The 24,736-nt window shown below is 52.4% G+C and carries 17 protein-coding genes; 3 read left to right on the top strand and 14 right to left on the bottom strand.

Annotated features, from left to right (window positions below):
• Positions 1-22: 22 nt before the first annotated feature.
• From SH302x_RS08680 to groL (SH302x_RS08645), 8 genes are all read right to left on the bottom strand, one after another.
• On the bottom strand, positions 23-1,261 hold the full coding sequence (locus tag SH302x_RS08680) for a M16 family metallopeptidase (RefSeq protein ID WP_479368339.1): 1,239 nt from the start codon (positions 1,259-1,261) through the stop codon (positions 23-25).
• A complete protein-coding gene (locus SH302x_RS08675; protein WP_479368338.1) occupies positions 1,251-2,522 on the bottom strand; it encodes a M16 family metallopeptidase in 1,272 nt (423 codons plus the stop codon). The genes SH302x_RS08680 and SH302x_RS08675 overlap by 11 nt, the downstream gene beginning before the upstream one ends.
• A 38-nt stretch (positions 2,523-2,560) precedes the next feature.
• Positions 2,561-2,905 carry an FmdB family zinc ribbon protein gene (locus SH302x_RS08670; RefSeq protein ID WP_479368337.1) on the bottom strand — a complete coding sequence of 115 codons (345 nt, stop codon included), beginning with the start codon at positions 2,903-2,905 and terminating at the stop codon, positions 2,561-2,563.
• A 55-nt stretch (positions 2,906-2,960) separates the two neighbouring features.
• A complete protein-coding gene (gene grpE / locus SH302x_RS08665) occupies positions 2,961-3,554 on the bottom strand; it encodes a nucleotide exchange factor GrpE (RefSeq protein ID WP_479368336.1) in 594 nt (197 codons plus the stop codon).
• Between the two features lie 18 nt (positions 3,555-3,572).
• A complete protein-coding gene (gene dnaJ, locus SH302x_RS08660; RefSeq protein ID WP_479368335.1) occupies positions 3,573-4,706 on the bottom strand; it encodes a molecular chaperone DnaJ in 1,134 nt (377 codons plus the stop codon).
• Positions 4,707-4,845: 139 nt separating this feature from the next.
• Complete coding sequence (gene groL / locus SH302x_RS08655) at positions 4,846-6,465, bottom strand: chaperonin GroEL (protein ID WP_479368334.1); 1,620 nt, start codon at positions 6,463-6,465, stop codon at positions 4,846-4,848.
• 61 nt (positions 6,466-6,526) lie between these two features.
• Entirely contained in the window at positions 6,527-6,823 is a 297-nt protein-coding gene (gene groES / locus SH302x_RS08650) for a co-chaperone GroES (protein WP_479368333.1), read from the bottom strand.
• Positions 6,824-6,942: 119 nt separating this feature from the next.
• Positions 6,943-8,637 (bottom strand): chaperonin GroEL, encoded by a 1,695-nt coding sequence (groL, locus tag SH302x_RS08645; protein WP_479368332.1) that lies wholly within the window; start codon positions 8,635-8,637, stop codon positions 6,943-6,945.
• A gap of 515 nt (positions 8,638-9,152) precedes the next feature.
• Here groL (SH302x_RS08645) and SH302x_RS08640 point away from each other — a divergent pair.
• Together SH302x_RS08640 and SH302x_RS08635 are read left to right on the top strand one after the other, a co-directional pair.
• Complete coding sequence (locus tag SH302x_RS08640) at positions 9,153-10,616, top strand: TolC family protein (RefSeq protein ID WP_479368331.1); 1,464 nt, start codon at positions 9,153-9,155, stop codon at positions 10,614-10,616.
• Positions 10,617-10,822: 206 nt separating this feature from the next.
• Positions 10,823-11,251, top strand: coding sequence for a hypothetical protein (locus tag SH302x_RS08635; RefSeq protein ID WP_479368330.1), 429 nt, complete (start codon positions 10,823-10,825; stop codon positions 11,249-11,251).
• Here SH302x_RS08635 and SH302x_RS08630 read toward each other — a convergent pair.
• Both SH302x_RS08630 and SH302x_RS08625 read right to left on the bottom strand, forming a co-directional pair.
• On the bottom strand, positions 11,248-14,367 hold the full coding sequence (locus tag SH302x_RS08630) for an efflux RND transporter permease subunit (RefSeq protein WP_479368329.1): 3,120 nt from the start codon (positions 14,365-14,367) through the stop codon (positions 11,248-11,250). The two genes, SH302x_RS08635 and SH302x_RS08630, sit on opposite strands and share 4 nt — an antisense overlap.
• A 2-nt stretch (positions 14,368-14,369) precedes the next feature.
• The gene (locus tag SH302x_RS08625; RefSeq protein ID WP_479368328.1) at positions 14,370-15,908 is read right to left on the bottom strand and encodes an efflux RND transporter periplasmic adaptor subunit; all 1,539 of its coding nucleotides are present in this window, start codon (positions 15,906-15,908) and stop codon (positions 14,370-14,372) included.
• Here SH302x_RS08625 and SH302x_RS08620 point away from each other — a divergent pair.
• Entirely contained in the window at positions 15,907-16,449 is a 543-nt protein-coding gene (locus SH302x_RS08620) for a hypothetical protein (RefSeq protein ID WP_479368327.1), read from the top strand. The genes SH302x_RS08625 and SH302x_RS08620 overlap by 2 nt on opposite strands.
• A gap of 2,426 nt (positions 16,450-18,875) precedes the next feature.
• Here the strand turns inward: SH302x_RS08620 and SH302x_RS08615 are convergent.
• From SH302x_RS08615 to mfd, 4 genes are all read right to left on the bottom strand, one after another.
• Positions 18,876-19,787 carry a hypothetical protein gene (locus SH302x_RS08615; protein WP_479368326.1) on the bottom strand — a complete coding sequence of 304 codons (912 nt, stop codon included), beginning with the start codon at positions 19,785-19,787 and terminating at the stop codon, positions 18,876-18,878.
• 405 nt (positions 19,788-20,192) lie between these two features.
• Positions 20,193-20,588: a type II toxin-antitoxin system VapC family toxin gene (locus SH302x_RS08610; RefSeq protein ID WP_479368325.1), complete on the bottom strand. Its 396-nt coding sequence runs from the start codon at positions 20,586-20,588 to the stop codon at positions 20,193-20,195.
• A complete protein-coding gene (locus tag SH302x_RS08605) occupies positions 20,588-20,833 on the bottom strand; it encodes a hypothetical protein (RefSeq protein WP_479368324.1) in 246 nt (81 codons plus the stop codon). Before SH302x_RS08605 ends, SH302x_RS08610 begins: the two co-directional genes overlap by 1 nt.
• 216 nt (positions 20,834-21,049) lie before the next feature.
• Positions 21,050-24,559, bottom strand: a complete 3,510-nt coding sequence (gene mfd, locus SH302x_RS08600) for a transcription-repair coupling factor (RefSeq protein WP_479368323.1) — start codon at positions 24,557-24,559, stop codon at positions 21,050-21,052.
• Between the last annotated feature and the right edge of the window lie 177 nt (positions 24,560-24,736).

Here is a 24,736-nt window from a genome sequence, read left to right as displayed (position 1 = left end):
TATCATAGCCAAAATCTTCAGCCTAAAGTACCAGCGAACCAGAAACCGGACCAACCGACGTCACCGACATTGGCCCATCCGCAATTTCTAATGCCGCTGCATTGAACTGATCGAGCGTTACCGACGAATACTTGTCGATCACTTCCGACAGCGATTCGTACTTCTGCCGAAACATCCAGTTGTTGCCGACCGAAAACAAACGACTGCTGGGCCGTTCGGCCGCCAGAATCATCGATGCGCAAACTCGATTGCGAACCAATTCGAACTCGCGCTGCGTCAGCGGAGCAGTGCGTACCGACTGCAATTGCTGGACAGCTAAATCCCAGTTGGACTGCACGTCTTCTGGCGCGCAGCACAATAATAGCCCCAACACGCCGCTATCATCAAATTGTTGCGTAAACAGACAAGCGGTTTCGGCAAGGCCCGTATCAATCAAGGCCCAGAACAATCGCGAACCGTTCTCGTCGCCAATGGCGCTGGCCGCAAGCTTCATCGCATGACGGGCCGCACTATGCCGGGAAGGCCCAGACTTCAAGCCAATCACATACTGTTGGTTTGCGGCTGGGACAATCTGTTCGCGAAAGGTTTCGACCGTTTTAGGCTCAGGCAGCGATACACTTGGCAATTCAGAGGGCTGCCAAGTGGTCGTCAAGCGTTTGAGTTGTTCCACCAAGGCATCGAAGTCAACGGCTCCTGTCGCCACGAACATCAAGTTGTTGGCCGCATAACGCTGCTGATGAAAACGTCGCATTAGATCGCTGGTCAATCCCATCACGGAATCCGACGTTCCTAAAACTCGATTTGCCAACGGGTGTGGCCCGTAAAACTGCTCCATCGCTAGTTCAAACGCGCCATAAGGTGGCTGATCGTCATACATGGCGATCTCCTCGATGATCACTTGCTTTTCCGTTTCAAAGTCATCTTCACGCAGCGACGGACGCATAATATCAGTCAGCAAATCAACTGCCTGCGCTTGATATTCTGGAATCACATGCAAATAGTAGACGGTGTGATCTTCGCTGGTGTAAGCATTGGAATGCCCCCCCAATTCGTCGATCTCGCGATTCACTTGCTCTGCTGAACGCGCTGGAGTCCCCTTGAACTGCATGTGTTCGAGAAAGTGACTGACGCCGGCTAGCTCGGGGGACTCATGCCGAGCTCCCACTTTCACAAAGTAGCCCATCGAAGCGCTAAGTGCATCGGGGTTCACTTCGGTCACAATCTGCAAACCGTTATCCAATGTGGCAACTTTAAATTGCATCGAACGACTCCAACTTCTTTTCGCCCAAAGTTACCAAGCTTCGATTCTTCGGCGGAAACTCCGCCACGTGTGCCTTCAGTTGCTCAATGGTCAAAGCATCCACCCGCATCAACACTTCACGTCGATTGATGATGCGTCCCAAGTACAACCAATCTGCCGCGTTCTGCGAAGCGCGCGCGGTACACGATTCTTGTTCAAATACCAACGAGGATTTAACGCGACTTTTCAGCCGTCGCAATTCGTCTTCCGAAATACCGTCGGCCAGTCCAGCAACCGTTTCTAAGATCACTTGCAAGGTCTCGTCGGCTCGAGCTGTCGTCGTACCAGCATAAATAAACGCCGAAGACCGCGTTGCAATCGACTGCGGTGAGGCCGAAACGCTGTAGGCCAACCCACGCTTCTCGCGCACTTCGGTAAACAACCGCGAACTCATACCATCGCCCAAGATATTAATCAGCGCCCGCGATTCATAATACTTCTCATGATCGTACGGCACGGCATCGTAAGCTAACGTGATTTGGGTTTGGCTGGTCTCCTCCTCGATATGCTCATACCCCGCGTGGGCAGGAATATCATGCCTCGGACGACGTTGGTTTTGTGTCCAATCGCCAAACAGCCGTTCGACGCATTCAATCGTTTTCTCAAAATCGATATGTCCCGCGATGGAAAGGATGCTGCCAGTCGCATGCAAGCGACTTGAACAGTAATCCTGCACATCCGCGATGGAAACCGCCGCTACGCCATCTGGTTTACCCACGCTGCTGCGACCGTAGGTTTCACCGTAACGCAGCGTTCGCAACTTCAGCAAGCAACGCTGCATCGGTTCGTCTTGAAGCGCTGCTAACTCCTGCATCGCTGCCGCACGGGCATCTTCCAATTGCGAAGGATCCAAATGCGGTCGTCTTACAATGTCAGCGTAGATCGATAGACAGTCGTCAAGATAGTTGTCGATCATCGCTGATGAAAATGTGCTGAACAGGAGCGACATCGAGCAATCGCGTTCAGCTCCCAGAAAATCGAGATCTTCAATAATCTGCCGACTAGACCGCGCACCAGCTCCACGCTGCATCATCTCCGTTGCAATAGCAGCCAAGCCAGCGCGATCCGCAGGCTCGTCAATGGTTCCTGCAGGCAGCATTAGCGTAAAGGCGGCCGAACGAAGGTGTGGCATCCGCTCCATCAGCAGGATCATGCCGTTGCTCAGTTCATGAACCCGAACGACCTCGGAAATCTGTAGGTCTTTGATGGTAGTTTCAAGCATGCGGAGTTGATATCTTGCAAAGGTTAGTAACCGGCGACTTAATCTTTCGATTTGGATTTTGGCTTGGTCGCTTTAGGCTCACTCTTGGGTGAGGCCTCAGTAGAGGACTTCGCCGGTTCCGCTTTTGATTCGGACTTGGAACTGTCCGTGGAAGTCGATGTTTTATTTGAATCTGCAGCAGCCGACTTGCGATACGAATCGCTGCGATAATCGGTCTGATAAAATCCGGAGCCTTTGAAGACGATCGCTGCGCCGGTACCAATCAAGCGTCGTAGCTTCTTCTTCTTGCACATCGGGCATTTCTTTTCAGGCTCCGCCGTAATGGACTGATAAAGCTCGAAACGATGTTCGCAAGCATCACACTCATAGTCATACGTTGGCATAGTCAATCAAGCTAAGATGAAAAGGAACTGGGTTATTACCTATCCGAAGCGTTGATCACGCTCCGGTCGAAACGATTACCTGGCTGGGTCGTACCACGCGATCATGCATCTTGTAGCCCTCTGCGGCCACGTACATCACCGTCCCACTAGGGTAGTCTGCGCTAGGCGCCTGCGAGATCGCTTCATGGAAGTTTGGATCAAATTCCTTGCCCAGCGATTCAATGGGTACACAGTTATACTTCTTAAAGATGTTCATCAACTGTTGGTGTACCAGCGTGACGCCTTCCAGCAATGGACCGGCGTCCTTGTTGGCATCTTTGTTACTAGCCTCTAAAGCTCGCGACAGATTATCCACCACGTCCAGCATATCGCGCAGCACCGGCAGATGCGCATACTTGAGTTGCTGTTCGCTGTCGCGGATCATCCGCTTGCGGAAATTTTCAAGCTCCGCTTGCGCCTGTAACTCGCGTTTGCGATGCTCACTCATTTGGCTTTCCAAAGCGGCGATCAGTTGCTCCGGGGTTTCTGGTTCGGAGAAACTGTCCACTTGGCTATCCTGATCGTCATGCTCTTGATTATTCAACTGAGATTCCATTTCCTCGATGGCTTCTTCCAACGAGTGATCGGGGTTGGGTGATTGACTACTCATAATTTGCTACCTCTCTGATTATGCTTCCGTTTGGAAATACGATTTGATTCGATCCAAGAAACCTTTTCGATCTGGCGTCACATTTTCATGTTCAATTTCCGCCAGCTCTTGTAACAATTCTTTCTGCCGTTTGCCCAGCTTGGTGGGCACTTCAATATTGGTTTGTACCAACAGATCCCCTTTGCCGCGGCTATGAGGATCTGGCATGCCTTTGCCGCGCACTCGGAAGATAGTCCCGCTTTGGGTCCCGGCTGGAATCTGCAGGGAATGCGATCCGTCCAGCGTCGGCACATCTGTTGTTAGCCCTAGAGCGGCTTGTGTAAAGGTGATCGGCATCGAAAGCAGCAATTCCGAACCGTCACGACGGAAGATCGAATGCGGCTTGAGCGAGATAAAGCAATAGGCATCACCCGCCGGCCCGCCATCGGGACTGGGTTGTCCTTCCCCAGGCATACGGACGCGCATGCCGTCATCCACGCCAGCCGGAATGGTGACCTCCAACCGAACTTCTTTGGGCTCCATGCCTGCACCATCGCAGCGCCGACAGGGTGTTGTAATCACACGCCCATGACCTCGGCAACTGGGACAAGTCGTCTGCACGCGGAGTATTCCGGACGCCTGTACCACTTGACCACGTCCATTGCAACGTCGGCACATTTCAGGTTGCGAGCCAGCCGCCGCACCACTGCCTTCGCAGTCCACGCAGGCGACGTGACGCGTCAAGGCAACCGTCTTTTTCGTGCCCGCGTACGCTTCTTCCAATGTTAAAGTGACATCGCATCGCAAATCCGCACCGCGATGTGTCCTTGATCTACCGGACCGACCGCCGCCGAAGAAATCTTCGAAGATAGTCCCACCGAATGCATCACCGAACGCTTCAAAGATATCGCCGACGTCTCGAAAACCGCCGCCGCCAGGTTGCCCATCCACGCCAGCGTGACCGTACTGATCATATCGCGCCCGCTTATTCGAATCGCTGAGCACCTCATAGGCTTCGGCCAATTCTTTAAATTTGCCAATCGCCTCGGTATCCCCGGCATTGGAATCCGGGTGATACTTGATTGCCAGCTTCCGATAGGAACGAGAGATCTCGTCACCGCTAGCGGTACGTTCGACGCCAAGTACTTCGTAATAACAACGTTTAGTAGCCATCCATCGCCCGTCGCGCTCATGTCAAAGAAAAGGGGGCAGAGGTTTGCTCGATTCGAACACACCTCAACAAAAAATCCTATAGGTCGAATAATCGTGACCTATAGGACTAAAGTTATCGCAAGTCACTTCTCAAAAGAGACTAAGCAACTACGCCTTCTGCAAGCCGCTTCTTCTTGTCGTCTTTGTCATAAGTCGTGACCAAGGCTTCGGTCGTCAGCAGCAATCCGGAGATACTTGCGGCATTTGCAAGCGCCGTTCGTACAACCTTCAATGGATCGATAATGCCCGACTTCAACATGTCAACGTACTTACCAGCGTTCGCATCGTATCCGGTGTTGATTGGCTTCTGAGAGACTTCGTCCGCCACCACACTACCATCGATACCTGCATTGTCAGCGATCTGACGCAGCGGAGCTTCCAAGGCAGCCAGGATAATGTTCGCACCAACGCGTTCATCACCCTTGAGCGAATCAGCGAGCTTCGAAACGGTCTCACGGCAACGAATCAAAGCGACGCCACCACCGGGCAGAATGCCTTCTTCTACCGCAGCTCGTGTCGCATGCAATGCATCTTCCACGCGAGCCTTCTTCTGCTTCATGTCCGCTTCGGTCTCAGCTCCAACGCGAACAATTGCCACGCCACCAGCCAGCTTGGCCAATCGCTCTTGCAGCTTCTCTTTGTCGTATTCGCTGTCAGTCTGATCAATCTGGGCGCGAATCTGAGCCACGCGGCGATCAACCGCTGCACGATCCGATCCACCTTCGACAATCGTCGTGTTGCTCTTGTCAACGGTCAGCTTCTTCGCACGACCAAGGTGCTCCAGCGAAACCTTCTCCAACTGGATTCCCAAGTCTTCGCTGATAAATGTACCGCCGGTGAGAACCGCGATATCACCCAACATCGCCTTGCGTCGATCGCCAAAGCCTGGTGCCTTCACAGCACAGACATTCAAAGTGCCACGCAGTTTGTTGACAACCAAAAGTGTCAATGCTTCGGCATCCACATCTTCAGCAATGATCAACAGCGGCTTGCCACTCTGAGCGGTCTTTTCTAACAGTGGCACCATATCGCGAATATTGCTGATCTTCTTTTCGTAAATCAGAATCAACGCGTCTTCCATCACGCAATCCATATCCGCAGGATTGTTGATGAAGTACGGGGACACATAACCTTTGTCGAACTGCATTCCATCGACATACTCGACAGCCGTATCGGTGGTCTTGCCTTCTTCGACAGTGATTACGCCGTCTTTGCCAACTCGCTCAAGTGCTTCCGCCAGCAAATCGCCGATGACGCGATCGTTGTTCGCACTGATCGAGCCAACTTGAGCCACTTCTTCGCGGCTGCTAACCGGCTTGGCAATCGACGTCAAATACTCGACAGCCGCATTGACGGCCGCATCGATACCTCGACGAATCGCCGTTGGGTTCGCACCAGCGACGATGTTGCGAAGACCTTCTTTGAAGATCGCTCGCGCCAAAACAGTTGCCGTCGTCGTACCATCACCAGCGTTGTCGCTAGTCTTTTGGGCCACTTCGATCACGAGCTTACTGCCCATGTTCTCAAAGCGGTCTTCCAATTCAATCTCCTTCGCGACCGTCACACCGTCTTTGGTGACCGTAGGTCCGCCAAAGCTTTTGTCGATGATAACGTTGCGACCCGTTGGCCCCATGGTTACAGCAACCGCATCAGCCAACTTCTCGACTCCGCGGAGCATACGAGCTCGGGCTTGATCATCAAAAAGTAATTGTTTAGCCATTGTTCAATAAACCTGTTAATTGCGTGAGTAAATTGTTGTTGAGTAAGCTTGTGACCGAACTCTAGCCAATCTTGGCTAGGATGTCCGACTCACGCAGAATTTTATATTCGGAGCCATCGACTTCGACTTCACTCCCGCCGTACTTGCCGAAAATGACTTCATCGCCAATCGAGACGCTCAACTGACCGCGAGTTCCGCTGTCAAGCATCTTGCCAGGGCCAACCGCCACGACCTTGCCACGCTGCGGCTTCTCACGAGCCGAATCGGGCAGAACAATCCCACCAGCAGTGGTTTCTTCAGCGTCCACTGGGGACACAACGACACGATCATCAAGCGGACGAAGATTTACTTTTGCCATAATTAATACCTTTTGAATTCTAAAAATGTTTTGTTTGTTAATGAAACTAGGGAGTTTTCAAAACTCGGCGGCCAGCAAATCGCCAGCCAACCAAGCTATCGCAGACACCAGACAGCACGTTACATCATGCCGCCCATGCCGCCCATGCCTCCCATACCGCCCATTCCTCCCATGCCGCCCATACCACCCATGTCGCCATGATCATGGTGGCCGCCAGCGCCTTCTTCCTCTTCCTTTGGAATATCAGCAACTAGGGATTCTGTGGTCAGCAGCAACGACGCGATACTGGCAGCGTTCGACAGAGCGGTCTTCACAACCTTCGCTGGGTCAATGATGCCAGCCTTTACCATGTCGACATACTTGTCGGAATTCGCATCATAACCTTCGTTCTTGTCCTTCAACTGACGGACTCGGTTGACGATCACAGCACCATCAACACCAGCATTGTTGGCAATCGATCGCAGCGGGTAGTCCAAAACGTTCTGAACAATCTTGGCACCCATCGCTTCGTCGCCAGTAAGCTGCAACTTCTTCAGCGCATCTTCACAGCGGAGCAAGGCTACACCACCACCAGGAACAATGCCTTCAGCCAAAGCCGCTTGAGTCGCAGCCTTCGCATCGTCCATCAACGCCTTACGCTCTTTCATTTCAGTCTCAGTGGTCGCACCGACATGAATCTGCGCGACACCACCAGCCAATTTCGCCAGTCGCTCTTGCAGTTTCTCGCGGTCATAGTCACTGTCAGTGATTTCGATCTGACGACGAATTTCTTCCACGCGGCCATTGATTTCCGCCTTGGAACCCGCACCAGAAACGACTGTTGTATTTTCGCTAGTGATGACGATCTTCTTCGCCTTACCAAGGTCACTCAGCTTAACGCTCTCTAGATCAATCCCCAAATCCTTGAAGATTGGCTTTGCACCGGTCAAGATCGCGATATCACCCAACATGGCCTTGCGTCGGTCGCCGTAACCAGGAGCCTTCACAGCCGCAACACTCAAAATGCCGCGCATCTTGTTGATCACCAAAGTGGCCAACGCATCGCCATCCACGTCCTCAGCGATAATCAACAAAGGCTTCTTCGCCTTGCTAACGGCCTCCAACAACGGGATCAGCTTCTTGTTGTTGCTAATCTTCTCTTCGTAAATCAGAATATGGCAGTCATCCAACTCGACAGATACTTCGTCTTGATTGGTGACGAAGTGCGGCGACAGATAACCGCGATCAAACTGCATCCCCTCAACGACTTCGACAGTAGTCTCGCTGCCGCGGCCTTCGTCGACTGTGATCACACCATCTTTGCCAACCTTGAGGAACGCTTCGGCCAATACATCGCCGATCGAAGGATCGTTGTTGCCCGCAATCGTAGCAACTTGCTTGATCTCTTTTTTGTTCTTGTCATTGATCGGAATAGCGATCTTATCAATTTGATCGCAAACGGCAGTCACACCCTTGGCAATCCCTCGCGAGAGCGCCATCGGATCAGCGCCTGAGGCAATCATCTTAAGACCTTCGCGGAAGATCGCTTCTGCAAGGACGGTCGCAGTGGTTGTACCATCGCCCGCCACATCATTTGTCTTGCTAGCGGCCTCCTTGACCAGTTGTGCGCCCAGATTTTCGAACGGATCATCCAATTCGATTTCTTCGGCAACTGTCACACCGTCCTTGGTGATCTTCGGCGACCCCCAGCCTTTATCCAAAACGGCATTTCGGCCACGAGGACCGAGGGTGCTGCGTACTGCTCGTGCAAGCTTCGAAACCCCAGCCAACAGGGGTTGCCTAGCTTCATCGTCAAAGACCATTTGCTTCGCCACGTGCGAAATCCTTATCAAAGAGTAACGGAAAAAACTCGTCTTTAGGTCGAAAATTCATTCATCGCCACTTCGTCACGAGTCGGAAAAGCCCAGCTTCTCCAGGCGAAATGGCAGTAGTAAACCGTGTTGCGTGCCGTGTAAGCAATCGGCGTTCCAAAATCGGTTTCGCAGGCTCGCATCAGCCGCCAGGGGAACTATGATGGAGCTGTTAAAGCAGAATTTCTATTGCAAATTGAGGTAAACATGACTCGGAGAAATTTATTCGTCCGCTTCGGCGAAATCCTAGAAGACCAAGCTGGCTAAACGCCCTGTCAATTTGGCACTTGGCGATTCAGCCTTCAGACCGCTTGCAAATGTAACGATTACAACGGTAACTCCAACGCGACAGCCCGACACAAGCCGAATCTAACGCATGACCGTCACGCCCGCCCCTCCCCAAGGTCGATTCCAGCGATGGTTGGACGCTGGATTTATCGCTTGAACGGTTTGTATCGAAGACCATGTTGCATTCAAAAATGACTCGCTGGTTTGTCTATACGGCAATCGGGGTGCCGCTGGCTGGCTGCGTTTCACTTCCACCGCACCACATCGCCTGCATTCAGCATTCGCCGGATTCGCCACTGAGCCAATATGCATCCAGTGACGCGCCCGCTTACCATCAGCCTACGCCCGATGAGCCCCACGAATCGACAATCGCGGTAATTGCGGCCTCCGCTATTTCGCTGGTTGACCAGCCTGCACCGCTACTCAATTCCGTCTCGCTGAACTCAGTCTCGTTGGAAGAACTGGAGTCGATGGCGCTGAGCCATCATCCGGCACTTAAAGAACTGGCCGCGACCACTCAAAAGGCAGCAGGGTTTCGCAACCAAGTTGGACTGTACGCAAACCCAACGATGGGATACCAAGGCCAACAGTTGGCCGACCAAGGCACTGACCAGCATCTTGTATTTGCAGAACAAGAGTTCGTGACTGGCGGTAAACTAGAACTGAACCGCCGCGTACTCAACCATTCTCTGCGAGCTCAGTTGCAAGAACTTGAAGCGCAAAAGATGCGAGTCGTCTCCGACGTTCGCGTCACCTTCTTCCAAGCACTGGCCGTCCAGCGTCAGATTGAACTGATTGCTGAATTCCAAGCGGTCGCCAACAAGGGCTTCGAACTTGCCGAATTGCGTAGAGGAGCGGCCGAGGGCTCGCAGATCGATGTCCTGCAGGCCAGAATCCAAAAAAGCGAAATCGACTTGGCGCTTCAACAAGCAGAGCTACGTCTGAGCGGCTACTGGCGCGAGCTAACGATCCTCGCTGGCGTTCCCACATTGCCTCAATCGCAATTGGTCGGTCAATTAAGCCAGCCTGCAGAAGCAAAGGATTGGCAAGCCATGGCAAACATGCTTGTAAACTCTAGCCCAGAGTACGCCGCCGCCCAAGCACGCATTGCCCAAGCACAAGCAACGCTCAATCGCCATGGCGTGCAAGCGATTCCTAACCTCAGCATACAGCTTGGCGCAGGCGTCGATAACGGCACAGAGTCGGGCATGATGAACGTGCAAGTCGGAGCCCCCATCCCCGTCTTCAATAAGAACCAAGGTAACATCGAAGCGGCGCGAGCGGAGTTGTGCCGCGCACATTGGGAAGCTCAACGTGTTACTGCTGCGATCGCCGCTCGACTAGCCGAGCTTTCGCGGCAGTACGACACGGCTCTAGCCGCCACCGAGAAATATAAGAACGCAATTCTTCCTGATGCCAAATCCGCGCTCGAACTAGCTGAAGAGGCTTATCAGGCAGGTGTGACTGATTTCTTGCAAGTCCTGATCGCTCGACGCATGTTCTTCGATTCGAATCTACAGTACGTCGATGCTCAGATGCAGTTAGCAACGGCTAAAGCTCGCATCGATGGCTACACCCTCGCTGACTCGCTGGCATCGGTCATCGACGGCAGCGGTGATTCCAGCTTGCGCGACCTGACCTTTGGTCAGCAATAGATCTTAACTTTGGTCGACAATAACTGCTCAGCAATAAACGGCTCAGCCAAACAACAACCGCGCACTGCTCGGCTAATCACGCTTGCTTCCATAGTAAATACCAATGAGTCAGCATGACTGATTGACTGGAATGCTCCCTCACACGACGTCGTTCGCATAATGATGCTTCCGCAGCAGCAACGCTATCTTGCGAAAGTAATATGTAAGTGCAAGAATTACGCACTGCCCGCAACTTCTTCACTCACGTCCAGCGAGTCGGCAAGCGAATGAACTCCAAATCATCTCTCAATAGCGTTAGTCCGGAATCCGCCAAAGCTCAACTCGTCGAGTTCTACGCAAGAAACGGATACATGCGTGTCCCCAATGAGGATCGCCGTGAGAAGGAAGGTCTAAAGTATAAAATGGGATATGAGATCCGATTGGTCGCACAGACGAAAAAAGAACTCGCAACCATTCGTCGACTGCTGAAATTGCTAAAAGTGAACCCTGGCAAAGAGTACGCGAAAGTGAACCAGTGGTGTGTTCCAATCTATGGCAAACTGAACATGGAAAACTTCAAACAATGGCTGGATGAATGCGGCTATGTCGAGGAAAAGGAGCCTCCCAAAAAAGCTAAAGCCGCAAAGAAGAGCTAGTGTTTAAAATCATCGATATTAATGAACTCATCTTGCTTCACTTCAGGTTCAAACCACCGATAGATCGTAGGCAATACCAACAAGGTGAGCATTGTCGATGTAATCAACCCTCCAATCACCACTGTTGCTAGTGGTCGCTGTACTTCAGCGCCAGAACTGCTAGAGATCGCCATCGGAATAAATCCCAAAGCTCCGCAAGAAGCCGTCATGATAACTGGCCTCAACCGATCAAGCGCTCCGTGAATAACCGCCTGATATTGGGAATCACCTCCTAAGCGTAAATGACGGATGTGCTCAATCAAGACCACTCCATTCATCACCGCGATCCCGAACAAAGCGATGAAGCCAACGCCTGCTGAAATCGATAGCGGCATGTCGCGAATCCACAACGCAAAGATGCCACCCGTCGCCGCAATTGGCACATTTAAGTAAATCAACAAGGCCAGCCGAACGGAGTTAAAGGTCATATACAACAGCGAAAAAATCAACAGCAATGCCACTGGCACCGCGATCGATAATCGCTTGCTTGCTTGCTGTAAGTTTTCAAATTGCCCACCCCAACGTAGTGAGTAGCCTGCGGGCAAAGCGACATCTTGTTCGACGCCGCGTTGAGCTTCTGCAACAAATCCAGCCAAATCACGACCGCGAACGTTGCATTGGACCAACAAACGTCGCCGAACCGAATCACGACTGATCTCCACCGGACCATCTTCGATCACGATATCGGCTAACTGCGAAAGTGGAATCTGCCGGCCCTGCGGATCATCGATCTTCAACTCCATCAGCTTAGCGACGTCTTTTCGCCACTGCGGCATAATCCGTACTTGCATGGGAAAACGGCGCTGGCCTTCAAAGACTTGGCCAATTGTAACGCCACCGACCGTTGCGATCGCATCGAGCACTTCGCGGGTGTTGATGCCATACCGAGCCAGACTTTCGCGCCGCACAATGACACGAAAATACGACAGCCCAGCAATCTGCTGAGCTTGAACGTCAGCCGCCCCCGGAACCTTGTTCAATGCTTGCACGATTTGATCGCCTTTTCGTTTCAGCTCACCTAAGTCATCTCCGTACAGACTTAAGCCCACATCCGATCGCACACCGGCAACTAACTCTTGCACACGCAGTTCGATGGGCTGAGTGAAACTGAATGCATTACCCGGCACTTGCAACTCTAAAGCAGCTTGCATCAGCTCGATCAATTCCGGCTTGTTGGTCCCTTTAGGCCATACCGCCGGATCTTTCATGCGTACAATCACATCGGTTTGATAAACACCCATGGGATCATTGGCAATCTCCGGACGTCCAGTTTTTGAAATGACTGACTCTACTTGCGGGAACTCCAATAAACAGCGTTCCATTGCTTGCGTCATTTGAATCGATGTTTCCAGAGAAGCACTGGGCAATCGCGTGGCTTGAATTGCAATGTCGCCTTCATCCAGTTTGGGCACAAACTCGATCCCAAACCTCGTCGCCAGAAATGCACTAAGCGCAAAGATTGCTACCGCAGCACAGATCATGATGGTGGGCTGCTTCATGGCATAATTAAGCATCGGAGTGTACGCCGTTTTGATCCATCGCACAGCAAATGTCTCGCGCTCTTTAATCCGACGGGCTAGGAAAATTGAAGCCATCACGGGCATGACAGTCACCGCCAGCACCAATGCTGCTGAAAGTGCGGTCATGAATGTAAACGCCATCGGACGAAACATCTTTCCTTCCATACCTTGCAGACTGAGAATCGGTATGAACACGATGATCACAATCAGACCTGCGAACAAAATCGGCTTGCCCACCTCTTTGGCGGACTCACGAAAGACACCGATTGGCACGTGGTCGCCGCCGTGGTCGCGTTGATATCTGGTAGCGCGACGCACGCAGTTTTCGATCATAACGACCGCGCCGTCAACAATCACGCCAAAGTCGACCGCGCCTAGACTCATTAAATTGGCCGATACGCCTGCGTACTTCATTGCGATCAATGCGAACATAGCGGACAGCGGGATGGCAGCCGCCACAATTAAGCCTGCTCGTACGTCACCTAGCAATAGAAGGAGCATGATGACGACCAGAACCACTCCTATGCCAATGTTCTCGCCAACGGTAAAGATCGTTTTATTAACCAGTTCAGTTCGATCGTAAAACGTGTCTACCATAACACCGCTAGGTAGCGTCTTTTGTATCTCAGCGATTTTGGCTTTGACGTCCTGAACCACTTGACGCGAATTGCCTCCCATCAACATCATAACCATACCGATGACCGCTTCACGGTTTCCGTCGCGCGTGACCGCTCCTTGTCGAAGCATTGGCGCGAAATTTACATCCGCCACATCATCAATACGAATCGGCGTCCCGTTTCTGCTATCCAGCACGATATTGCGAATGTCCTCTAGCGAACTAACGAGGCCCTCAGCGCGAATCAACCGTTGTTCTGCACCATGGGTGATATAGCCGCCGCCCGAATTGCCATTATTTTGCTCCAAGGCCGCAAAGATCTGACTCAACGATACGCCGTAATTTTGCAAAGCACTAGGATCAAATTGAATCTCATACGTCTTCAACTCACCTCCAAAAGTGTTCACTTCAATGACCCCTGGAACGCTGCGTAACTGAAACGCGATCTGCCAGTCTAGAATCGTCCGCAGTTCATCCAGCGAGTGCTGCGAATCACCCGCAGACCGAACTTCGAATTGATAAATCTCGCTCATCCCTGTCGCAATCGGTCCCAACTCTGGTATCCCCATTCCGGCTGGAATATTTTCCCGTGCTTTGAGCAATCGCTCGCTGACTAAGTTGCGAGCCCAATAGATATCAGTTCCCTCTTCGAATGCCACCGTGACGGCACTCAAGCCGAAACGGCTGATCGATCGAATCTCTTCGACGCGTGGCACACCGCTCATCGCATTTTCGACCGGGAAAGTAATAAACTGCTCGACTTCGACCGGCCCAAGTGCGGGCGAATTAGTCAATATCTGCACTTGCACATTGGTCAAATCGGGCACCGCGTCCAAAGGGATCGTTGCTGCAGCGAACGCCCCAAGACCCAAAATCACGATCGACATCAACATCACTACGAAGCGATTGTTGAGCGACCACTCAATCACATGGTTCACCATTTTCACTCTTCTCCCATCAGGCCAGCGAGCAATCGCGACTTCAGAATAAAGCCGCCGCGTACTACGACCGCTTCTCCAGATTCAAGCCCGCTTTGAATAGCGACCATCCCGTCAGCGATCTGGCCAATTGCCACGTCACGCCGCTCAAACTCATCCTCTCCAGTTTGAACAAAGACAAACTTTTGTCCTTCATGCTCCTGGACAGCATCTGCGGGAACTGCCAAAGCGTTACTGCTGGTGGGTCCCGAGAATTCCACTTTGACAAACATCCCAGGCTTCAGCAGTCGCTTCGCATTGTCAGCTACGGCCCGCAGAGAAATCGTTCGCGTCGATTCGTCCATGATCTCACCGGTATAAAAGACCTTGGCTGGAAAGCGTTGATTTGGCCATGCGTCGTTGGTAATCCAAACGGTTTGCTCTGTCAGCGCACGCAGCAGTGGCAAATGCTTTTCATAGATGTCGGCTGTAATCCACACAGTCGACAAATCCGCGATACTGAGAACCATAACATCAGGGCGGACCTGTTCACGCAGCACGATGTCCTTGGTAATGACGGTCCCATCAAAGGGGGCCCGAATGGGATAATGCGATATCGATTCGCCTTCCGCAATCGGATCTGCCGAGTCAATCTGAGCTTGGTCGCATCCCAGAATCCGCAAGTTGGTCGCGATAACCGCCACGCGTGTGTCGGTCTCTTTGGCAGCCTGAGACGCAAGCAGTAAAGAAGTCTCCGTTTCATAGTCGATTTGCTCGATGCGAGCTTGAAAGGTCGCCAAGTCGGCATTGCGATTGGCGCGTGCAGTTAAAAGTTGGCTTTCGGAAATTGCGCCTGACTTGGATATCGACTCAAGCCGCTGGACGTCTGCCTGTGACTTCAGATAACTGGAATACGAGGCCAGCAGTCGTTCTCGATAGTCGCCCATCGAGCGATTTCGAAAAAGCGATTCGATCTCGACAATATCTCGCTTCTCACGCAGCAAGTTCAAGAGCTCATTGGTGTTCTTCGCAATATCCTCCTGCAGCCGAAGCTTGACTTGAGCCATCTCTTGCTGCAAGCGAGCTTGATAAAGTTCGAGCTTCGTTTCGCCTACTTCACGACTATGGATAACTACCAGCAAATCGTTCTGCTTCACTTCTTGACCAAGAGCGACATGAACTTCATCAACTGCACCGGTCACCATCGGGTAAATATGAGCGATCTGATCTTGGTTTAGAGAAATCTTTCCGGTTAGCTTCAGGCTTTGTGACAATGGAGCCACGTTTGCCGGTTCGATCACCAATCCGGCAGTGGACCATTGCGATTTTGGAAAGCGTACGTTGCGCTCGCTGTCAAGCTCTTCATCGCTCGAAGCTTCTGAACTCGCTGCCACATTCATCTTCTGATTGACGATTTTGTTATTGGAGCCGTCACTAGCTAGCCAACGCGTGGCCAGAGCGCCGACAAAACCGCCGAGCACTAACATCGCTGCGGCAATCACCAATTCACTGCGCGCGATAGCCGCATGGGGCGAGATAAGTGAAGCTAAATATTGTTTAGTCATGAAAGAATACCGTCGAGGAACGTGCTATGAGTTGGAGTGGAAGAATGCGCCGGTTAATTCGCAAACCGAAACATGTTGGCGCACGGTTCGTAGAACAAGCGGCCGCCGCTGCGTTTCGGCTTATCGCGCGATCACGATTCAAGGCCAGAAGTGGCCAGAGAGATTTGAATCAACACGTCATGACGCACAGCAGCACGCTGCGCGGATCAAGATGCGGCATGGATATAGCAGTTGCATGAGTTCCAGCACGGGCACGAGCTTGCTGAAAATGGTCAGCAATCGATTGACCAAGAATCCAACTGTCGGCAGTAAACTGCGAACTACAATCCTCGCTCAGCCAACTCGCCTGAGCAAAGATCGATCTGATTTCAACATCGCATCGCTGAGTATTCAAGACTTCGTCGACGACATCGGGCAAGACCCGATGAAAGTGCAGCCGATCAGATTCCATCGGCGTCAGACCGATAGAATCATGATAAGTCTGCAAATGCTCGATAAATCGAAAATCGAACGTCGCATGTGCAGGGGCGGAATCATGTGAATGAGCAATTAACCGCGGGCCCGGCCACGACAGCATGAGCAACAGCAGCATGCAGGCTGCACGATGCCCCAAGAGTTTGCTACGCTGCCCAAACATGACTGAGCCTAAAACATTCGGCTTCGGACTATAAACATGACTCCTTAGCAGTATGGCTGGTTTTCCCGCACCGGTCAAGTATTCAGGGGCTTAACTGCGAACCGCGGCGACGGCAAAACAACAATCCCGATAAATCAAAAACCATTACCGAATCCACGACCATACGATACTCGGGGGCGAGCTACCCATCGAACTACGTGGCTGAGCGCCCGTGGGCTGGTGGATACCGCCAATCCGCCTATCGCTGGCTTGAATAGCGTCTCGGTGGCCGACGGCCGTTCACTCGCCCCGTGATTCATTAGCGCTTTCGTTTAACCGTCAGCCGCCAGGCGTACGCGACTTTCTTCACCCTCCTGCGGGAGGGTCGGCCGCGAGCGACCGGGGAGGGCGAGCCCTTTTTACGTTCACTTGCCAAGTGATCCATTAGCGCTTTCGTTTAACCGTCAGCCGTCAGGCGTACGCGTTCTACTTCACCCTCCTGCGGGAGGGTCGGCCGCGAGTTCCGCGAGCGACCGGGGAGGGCGAGCCCTTTTTACGTTCACTTGCCAAGTGATCCATTAGCGCTTTCGTTTAACCGTCAGCCGTCAGGCGTACGCGTTCTACTTCACCCTCCTGCGGGAGGGTCGGCCGCGAGTTCCGCGAGCGACCGGGGAGGGCGAGCCCTTTTTACGTTCACTTGCCAAGTGATCCATTAGCGCTTTCGTTTAACCGTCAGCCGTCAGGCGTACGCGTTCTACTTCACCCTCCTGCGGGAGGGTCGGCCGCGAGTTCCGCGAGCGACCGGGGAGGGCGAGCCGCCTTCGCGTCCACTTGACTTGCCAATTGATTCACTCAGGACCATTCGCGGCGCTTGGGTCTTCAAGCCAACGGCTTGTTACAATTGCTGCCGTGGCCGATTCGGCCACGGTTTGCATCTGCAGTTGTCCCCTCAGGCCCGGAGGGCCGAGATAATTGATTTGTACCAGCCCTTCGGGCTTATCAGTCTCAAGGAACCTCAAAGTCCGGTGGCCTGCGGCACACCGGCAATAATTGCTACGGCCCTTCAGGCCGCCACCTCAAAATTCTGCCAAATTACCCGCCCATCTCGCACCAACGCCCCATTGTCACTCTCTAAAATGGCAAGCATGCCGTCTCAAGCCACGCTACTTCCGGTTAATCCCACATCGCATCGAGCAACCTCGACTAGCGATTGGGCCTCACTGTGCGCCCAGGATGATGCCACCTATTTGAACGCCACTGTTTCATTCAACAGTACTCGATCTACGCTATGACCAACTCCAGCAGCAGTGTCATAGAGCGTTACGCTTATACCGCCTACGGCCAGCCCACGGTGCTGAACGCATCCGCCTCAGTCCTAGCTACAAGTGCTTATGATAACCGGTGAGCTGGCTTTGGATTGCCATGCCATTTGATGTGTGAAGGCGAACTCCGGGCGACCGTTGGGCTTGCCCCAACGTGTCGCAATAGGATTGGTGTGCTAAGTTGTCTAGAACTCCAAAGCGGTGTCCGACGGGGCAAGCCCCAATCGGACTTGCGCGCATGCCATGCTCTAGCGTTCCAATCCTATTGTGAAGACTGGGCAAGAGAATGGGGGCAAGAGAATGGTCATGGAATCTATTCTACTGCCCTGATTCTGCTGCCCTAAGAAATTCGGTCGCTCTTAGCGCACCAATCCCATTGCGAAGACTGGGCACAAGGCCCAGCTTCGCGTCGATGCATGCACCGCAGCGCGATCCAAATCCCACTGGCTTGTCCAGTGGATGGTTGGGTTTCTCGCTACACCAAAGAGTCCGCCATAACGGGAATCCCACCGGCTCGTCCGGTGGATCGTTCGGCTTCTTGCTTTGCGGCAGCGCCCTCTAGCAAGAAACGGAAACATCTCCTGGACAAGCCGGGAGCATTGGAAAGACAGCAGGCCAAGGCACATCGTTCGGAGATCGCGACTTTTGAGCGACCGTTGGGATTGCCCCAACGTGTCGCAATAGGATTGGTGTGCTAAGTTCGCTGGGCCCGCTGTCTAGAACTCCAAAGCGGTGTCCGTCGGGGGCAAGCCCCAATCGGACATGCGCGCACGTCATGCTTTAGCGCACCAATCCCATGGCGAAGACTGGGCAGGAGAATGGTCAAGGAATCTATTCTACTGCCCTGATTCTGCTGCCCTAAGAAATTCGGCCGCTCTAAGCGCAACAATCCGATTACGAAGCCTGGGCACAAGGCCCCGCTTCGCGTCGATGCTGGCACCGCAGAGCGATCCGAGCCCCAACCGCTCGTCCGTTACTCAGCGGCCCAGCGCGAAATGAGCGACTGAGGCAGACCGGTACGTGCGAGGTTTATTCAATTCCCACCCAACTCGCCATGCTCTCCTCATTGGCGATGATTCTCCGATACTCAACCAATTCCAAATCCTTCTCATTAAACTGAATCCAATCCAGTTCCAGCGTATTTACTTCGACGTTAGGCAAACTCAATCCAGGCTCAAATTCGAACTGACCAGTCATCGAAAACCGACTAGCGACAGTGCGACAAACTCCGCCAACATTCTCGAGTGTATTATCGATCGCGTAGAAGTCTTCTGAGGGCGCTGCGTCCAGCTTGGTCAGCGCGAGGCGAACAGGCAGTACATACTCCGGTTGGAAGAAACGCGAGACACGAACGTCTTCCGTATCGTACAGCCAATGTTCAGTCCGGGAACCGTCCGCGAGCAATCGCGACGCGGGGCTTTTCGCCGACTGGAGAAACGCATAACGTGCGGCCTGAGTGTTTTTGGTATAGGTAGATTCAGAACACGGGTATCGAGTGTACCCAACATGCTCCAGTCGCGGGATTTTTGCAAGAAACATAAACTTGTCGAAGTCTATCTTTCCCAGATCCTGGCTCATACCGACGTTTGAAATAAACTCATTTTCATGGTACACGTAGTAGAAAATAAAGATGCTTGGATTGCCTTCGATTTTCTTCCCGTGGTGGCTTTGTGAAAGATTCCAAACTTTCACGTAAAACACAAACTCCTTTTCATAGTCGACCAACAAACGGGAACGCTCATGAAATTCATGCTCTCGTGTCCGTGGAGAGTCAGTTGAACTGATGCTCCTCCAGAAGTCAATTTTAACGTCGAAGTTTCGGTACGATTCGCTATTCACAATTGCGGCCTCCATACCGGGAAGGCCAACGGCAGTCGACTCATGGTGTAAAACAAAGCACAGCAATGCGATGCAGTATGCAAATTTAGGTAGATTTCTCATACAGCCCACTCCTCAAAGGCACATTGTTCGAGTCTTCAATTTAACGGATCCAATCGTAGCATGATCGCGGCTCAAGCGTTCGATTGAAAACGGCTAATGCAACAATAACCATCCAATGAAGAAATACATCCTGAACATTCCGCTGTTCCTTTTCAATTCAAGAAGGATCCAAGCAGGAGCAATACGGATTGTAACGATCCATTCACTAATTGCTATTGGGGAAATGGCAACTGACGCTATGAGTGAGAGCAATAAATTTTAGAGTGCAAACCCATGACTCTTGAAGCAACTTTGCCGGCTACACGTTACGGCTGCAGGACGCGGGCGGCGATGGAGATAAGGCTGCCTCGCTCATCCTCAAGTGGCCAGTACGCTTTTTTGCCCTATGTGGCGTCGTGGGCTGATTTAAATCAGCCAGTCTTGTATTCGTAGATTAGGGACAGATTGAAAGTCTGCGACGTTGTTTGTTACAAGTGTCAAGTCGCCGACGAGAGCGGTAGCAGCAATTAGCCCATCAAGATTTGGAATGGTTATTCCGTTATCCAGCATTTCGCCACGTAATACACCGAAACGGAGGGCCACTGCCAAGTTGATTTCAAGAACGTCGACCGTTTCGATAAAATCAGTTATCGCTTGTCGGGATTTATCGGATGCCTGCTTCCTAGAAACCCATGCCCAAAGCTCGCCCGCTGTTACCACCGAAATTGCAATGCTACCGGAGTATTGTAGAAATTTGCTCCATACACTAGCGTTGCCTTTGATGTACGCGGAACAGATGTTGGTATCAACTAGAAAGTTCATCAATCCAACCCGCCTCGGTCATGCTTGCGTTGCTGGTCATTCCACACCATATACGCGTCTAAGTCTGCGGCAGCGTCTTTGCAACTTCCAAACAAAGACAGCAACTTCTTACGTCGCTCGTCAGCACTCCGCTCTGGCCGCTTGATAACAACGTCGACTTCCATCCCATCGGGAACGTCAGGCGATTGACTAAGCTGAATGATTGTGCCGTGGACAATGCCACGAATTGTTTCCGGAATGGACATCAATAACGACTCCTACTTCGACAACTCACTTGTGATCACAAGCCGCTAATCTGTTGCCAGCAGCCCGAGCCGTTCAACCTGAATGGTTGACTGGAAGGTCACAAAAGCCTAACACGATTGATGTTAAAACTCAATCATGCACTAGCAGGAAAATCTCGTCAAATTCTAGGTTAAGTACCGTAGGCTGATTTTTCGAAAGAGCACGTTGCAGGTGCTCTAGATCGGCTGCAGGACGCGGGAGGCGATGGAGATAAGGCTGCCTCGCTCATCCTCAAGTGGCCAGTACGCTTTTTGCCCTCCGTACAATTTCAGTTTGCCGCCATGCTTGCGCGATAACTGTTCGGCTCGACGTTGATCTCCATAAGTAAATACCATGTGCTCTTCTTCTATGCCTATGTACCGCACCGACCAAAGCGTGGCATCGATCCGCAATTGCGCTATATCAAACAGACGTTCCGTCTCTTTAGGTATCTTACCAAAGCGGTCGATAATCTCTTGCCGCAATGTGGCTATCAACTGCATATCATCAATGCGACTCAGCCGCCGATACAAATCGATTTTATGTCGCATCTCTGGCACATAATCGCTGGAGATGTACGCTTCGATCGGCAAATTGACTTCCACGTCGATCGACAACTTGGGCGGCTGGTGCTTAAGCGCCCGCACGGCGTTCTCCAGCAACTGGCAATAAAGCTCATATCCGACCGCAGCAATATGTCCGCTTTGCTGTGTCCCCAATAAATTACCCGCGCCACGAATCTCCAAGTCTCGCATCGCGATTCCAAAACCAGCACCGATCTGCGAATACTCTTCGATCGCATGCATACGCCGCGCGGCATCGGGATTCAAATGCTTGTGCTTTTCGATCAACAAGTAACAATACGCTTGATGTTTATAGCGACCAACGCGGCCGCGCAACTGATGCAGTTCGGCCAGCCCATAGTGATCAGCTTGATCGATGAAAATGGTGTTAGCATTGGGAATGTCTAATCCGCTTTCAATAATGGTGGTCGCCAGCAAGATGTCAAAGCGATGTTCAATAAAATCGACCATCACCTTTTCCAATTGCGACTCTGGCATTTGTCCGTGACCGATCACGATTCGAGCTTCTGGCACCAGACGCTGGAGCCTGGAGGCAATCACGGGCATGTCATGCACTCGATTATGCACGAAGAAGATTTGTCCGCCGCGATTCAGCTCTCGCAAGATTGCATTGCGGACAATGGAGTCTTCAAAGCGAGTGACTTTCGTTTCAACGGCCAAGCGTTCTTGCGGTGCGGTCTCTAAGTTAGAAATATCTCGAACCCCCAGCAGCGACATATGCAGCGTTCTTGGAATGGGCGTTGCCGATAGCGTTAAGACATCTAGATTCGGTCGCTGTTGTTTGAGCTTTTCTTTGGCGGCGACTCCGAAGCGTTGTTCTTCGTCGACGATCACCAGCCCTAGATTGAACCAGTTAACGTCTTTGCTAACCAAGCGACTGGTGCCGATCACAATATCGACGTTGCCAGAAGTGATCCGGCGAATAATATCGCGTTCTTCCTGCGGTGAACAGAATCGCGACAGCCTCGCAATATCAAATGGAAAGTCGGCCATTCGTTCGCGGAACGTCTTGTAATGCTGCTCGGCCAGCACCGTCGTTGGTACCAGCACCGCAACTTGAAAACCATTATCGACCGCTTTGAACGCCGCGCGCATGGCGACTTCCGTCTTACCAAATCCGACGTCGCCACAGATCAAGCGATCCATAGGGCGAGCTTGCGTCATGTCCGTTTTAGTTGCAGCCACGGCGGTGATCTGATCAGCGGTTTCTTCATAGGGAAACGAGCCTTCGAACTGCGATTGCCAAACGGTGTCGGCCGCGAAAGCGATCCCTGGTTGGCTGCGACGCTGCGCATGCAGCTCTAACAAGTCGGCGGCCATGTCCGTGACCGCTTGCTCGGCGGCCTCCTTCTGCCGAACCCAAGACTGCGAGCCGATCTTCGCGAGTCTTGGCTGCGACTTGGTACCTCCAATGTAGCGTTGCACCAAATCGATCTTGGTTGTTGGCACAAACAGCTTGGTACCTTCTGCAAACTCAATCTCTAAGTGCTCATGTTTCTGACCGTGCTTCTCAATCATCTGCAAACCGCGGTAGATGCCAATCCCATGAGAGAGATGTACGACATAATCGCCCGCGCGCAAGTCTAGGAAACTGTCGATCGCGCGTGAGGAAGCTTTACGAACGGAACGTGGTAATGTGGTACGTTTGAGCAGTTGCGAAACGGTCAGAACGATGGAGCCCGCAGGGGTGATCTCAAAGCCATGAGACAATCGTCCCGTTTGCACTTTCAATCGCGACTGCTGATATGCGTGATTGATACCCAGCAATTCTTGGATGCGCCCCATCTCGGGTTCATTGATGCAAACAACAGCGCCTTTTCGATGATCACCTAACGCTTCGTCGATCCGTTTCGAAAGATTTTCTAAGTCGCCGGAGATCCGCTGCACATCCTTTAAAGGGCATTCCAGCGCATCGACTTGTTCCCCCTCGTCTGGAAGTTCGACCAGTTCAAGCTGGGAGAATTCGCTCACTTTTTGCAGGAGCTCATCTACCGCGCGATATCGCTGCGGGAATGGCACACGCTCCAAAAACGCGGATGCATAGTGTCGGACCTGAACCGGTTCCCAAAAGCAAATGACCGTGTTGGGATTGCAGTAATCTAAAAGGGTAGCCGTTTGATTCTCGACGGGACTGGTGGATGTTAAACTGATCGTATCCAACCTGTCATAGCTGCGCTGCGTCACTGCATCGAACGATCGAATCGATTCGATCTCGTCATCAAACCATTCCAAGCGCAAAGGATCGGGCGCATCGGGCGGGTACACATCTAGAATCCCCCCTCGTACCGTGAACTCGCCAGCATACTGCACGGCTGTCGTTGACAGATAGCCTGACTCCAATAGCCATTGACGTAGTTGTGCCATTTCGACGCGTTGGCCAACTTTTAATATTCGGCGGCCCGACTGCATTTCCGATGGAGACGGTACGCCGTGCATCATGGCTGGCAGCGTCGTGATCACAATCGGTTGCTGCGACACCGGCGATTTGGAACGCTTGGCATTCTGCAGCGACGATAGAACTTGCAAACGTAAGAGGATCTCGTTTTGTAATAGCGATTCTTCTTGACCATCGTCGGAGGCTTGCGGAAAGACCTCGACGTTGTGACTGGTCAGACTGCCAAAGTCGGCGGCCAAACTATCCAGTTCGGTAGCTTGCGGCACGATGACCAGCAACGGTCGTTTGCTGGAAAGATGTATTGCGGTCGCGATCGGCGGCAACGCGCCCAGCCAACATCTTTCGACAATCACTCGTCGTGGACCAACAGCTTGGTCATTCGCCAATTGCGTCCGACATTCATGGATGGTGGGGTGACCGCTGAGTTCTTTGACGATTTGCACCAGCGGAACGACCGCATTTTTGACGCTCGGTTGGTCCGCCGTTTTATCCAAGTGTTCTGACGTGGATTTTTCTTCGGCGGGCTTCTTTGTCGACTTTCGAGCCGCTTTGGCAACAGCGCCGGCGGCCGGAAGCGATTGCTCGGGCATTTCTGGCGGCGGAGATTTTGGCGTCGGCGCAGGAGCGACCACCTTGGTTGCGCGAAGTGCGACTGCTTTTTTGGCGGCCGCGACAACTCGCGCGGCCCGAGCTTTTTTGGCTTCGTCCGAGCTATCCGTTGTTGTCATGGCGGACAGTATAAATACGACTACCTGCGGTCGACTATGCCAAAACCGCTGCATTTGTCATCAACGGCACAATGTGAACTTTGGGGACGCGGTTGGATTTGCAAGCTAACGGCGACGATAACTTGACTGACGGTCATTTGCGCTGTGGAACGGAATCTCGCGCAAGAGCACACTCTC

It is taken from the genome of Njordella calcicola, from assembly GCF_056494125.1.
The sequence above is the reverse complement of the archived record's forward strand: the minus strand, read 5'-3'. Positions and strand labels throughout refer to the sequence as shown.

Coding starts and splice junctions, on each gene's coding strand:
- SH302x_RS08680 (WP_479368339.1), bottom strand. CDS start 1,261: ATGCAATTTAAAGTTGCCACATTGGATAACGGTTTGCAGATTGTGACC.
- SH302x_RS08675 (WP_479368338.1), bottom strand. CDS start 2,522: ATGCTTGAAACTACCATCAAAGACCTACAGATTTCCGAGGTCGTTCGG.
- SH302x_RS08670 (WP_479368337.1), bottom strand. CDS start 2,905: ATGCCAACGTATGACTATGAGTGTGATGCTTGCGAACATCGTTTCGAG.
- grpE (WP_479368336.1), bottom strand. CDS start 3,554: ATGAGTAGTCAATCACCCAACCCCGATCACTCGTTGGAAGAAGCCATC.
- dnaJ (WP_479368335.1), bottom strand. CDS start 4,706: ATGGCTACTAAACGTTGTTATTACGAAGTACTTGGCGTCGAACGTACC.
- groL (WP_479368334.1), bottom strand. CDS start 6,465: ATGGCTAAACAATTACTTTTTGATGATCAAGCCCGAGCTCGTATGCTC.
- groES (WP_479368333.1), bottom strand. CDS start 6,823: ATGGCAAAAGTAAATCTTCGTCCGCTTGATGATCGTGTCGTTGTGTCC.
- SH302x_RS08640 (WP_479368331.1), top strand. CDS start 9,153: ATGACTCGCTGGTTTGTCTATACGGCAATCGGGGTGCCGCTGGCTGGC.
- SH302x_RS08630 (WP_479368329.1), bottom strand. CDS start 14,367: ATGGTGAACCATGTGATTGAGTGGTCGCTCAACAATCGCTTCGTAGTG.
- SH302x_RS08620 (WP_479368327.1), top strand. CDS start 15,907: ATGAAAGAATACCGTCGAGGAACGTGCTATGAGTTGGAGTGGAAGAAT.
- SH302x_RS08625 (WP_479368328.1), bottom strand. CDS start 15,908: ATGACTAAACAATATTTAGCTTCACTTATCTCGCCCCATGCGGCTATC.
- SH302x_RS08615 (WP_479368326.1), bottom strand. CDS start 19,787: ATGAGAAATCTACCTAAATTTGCATACTGCATCGCATTGCTGTGCTTT.
- SH302x_RS08610 (WP_479368325.1), bottom strand. CDS start 20,588: ATGAACTTTCTAGTTGATACCAACATCTGTTCCGCGTACATCAAAGGC.
- SH302x_RS08605 (WP_479368324.1), bottom strand. CDS start 20,833: ATGTCCATTCCGGAAACAATTCGTGGCATTGTCCACGGCACAATCATT.
- mfd (WP_479368323.1), bottom strand. CDS start 24,559: ATGACAACAACGGATAGCTCGGACGAAGCCAAAAAAGCTCGGGCCGCG.